Annotated in this window: 2 protein-coding genes; one reads left to right on the forward strand and one right to left on the reverse strand. The window is 31.0% G+C overall.

The window, feature by feature from the left end:
• Positions 1 to 685: 685 nt before the first annotated feature.
• A complete protein-coding gene (locus AC1DTM_RS26975) occupies positions 686 to 847 on the reverse strand; it encodes a hypothetical protein (RefSeq protein ID WP_087947399.1) in 162 nt (53 codons plus the stop codon).
• 283 nt (positions 848 to 1,130) lie between these two features.
• On the opposite strand from AC1DTM_RS26975, the gene AC1DTM_RS26980 reads away from it, so the two are divergent.
• On the forward strand, positions 1,131 to 1,295 hold a 165-nt coding region (locus AC1DTM_RS26980), incomplete at its 3' end, for a DEAD/DEAH box helicase (RefSeq protein WP_477001327.1).

The following is a 1,295-nucleotide window of genomic DNA, read 5'->3' on the forward strand; positions in this document are numbered from 1 at the left end:
CCTTTGAACATGTATATCTCACAATATGATAAACGTTATTTTTAAGTTACGTGTCCAAGAGTTTTTTTGAGAGTTGGAAAAGGAGAAAGTTGAAGGGGAATGAAAAACACACTTATGATATATATGAATCAAAAGAATTTTAAAATAATAGAGGTCCTGCAAGGGAAATTGCAGGACCTCAAAAGGGTATTGCCGAGATGTCGGACTCGACTACGTAATATTAGCATAAAAATCTTTCGAAATAACCTGGTAAATGCGTCCAAATGAAAAGGATAATTTTTAATAAAGTTAAAGGGATCTGCTTCCCGCGGCAGACCCCTTTAACTAGATAATGTTGATGAGCAAAGACTCATCTAGAGTATCTTCATAATAACAAATGAAATTTACTTTGTGTATTGAGAAAAAATGAATTGCTTGTATGAATGTAGCGGATTTATATTTTGCTTTTTGGAATTATAATCATTTGTGGAGAGTGGAATAGGGTTCTAAAATGGAGAAAAGACTTTTCAGCCAGGATATCATACATTGCAATATGTAAGGATAAAAAAGACCTGCTAATTTTAAGCAGGTCAACATAAGGGGTTTATCTAACAGATTATTATATATGGTAACAACTGTATTGTAGTAAGTCTATAAGTTATATGTTGAGAAAATTTGTTTGAATAATATATATTTGGCACATGTATTAACGTTTAAAAAGTTGAGAAAGGAAATTCATAAGCTTGCTATAAGAAAATAAGGGCTGATACTTATAAAATGATTCATATTTCCACGCATCATTATTAGAAAATTGGAGTTTTTCATTTGACTCTTTAGGCTTGATGGAACTATTGTAACTACGTTTCATAATTTAACCTCCTCAAATTCACATGTATACGATTAGTAGTATTCTAGTAAGGCGAATAAAATGAATATTTATATTGAAATTCTTTCTTCTTATGTACTAGATTTGTGTTTTTTATATTGTAAAACGTAGGAAGCAACTAGAACTCAAATACTTATAAAATTCAAAGTGGCGAGAATCAATTTGATGACAGATTATATAACTCTGGCATTCATCACTTTCATGACGCATAAGTGATGATATAATAGGAATAGATGAAAGATATAGAAAAGCAGGTGAATCTTTTTTGTTTACAAAAGCACAAGAACTTTTAGCGTCTTATTTCGGTTATTCGTCATTCCGAAGAGGACAAGATGAAACAATTAAAAATGTATTAGATGGGAAAGATACAGTTTGTATTATGCCTACGGGCGGTGGTAAGTCAATTTGTTATCAAATTCCCGCATTAGTA

Source organism: Bacillus sp. P4_D3 (assembly GCF_056401855.1).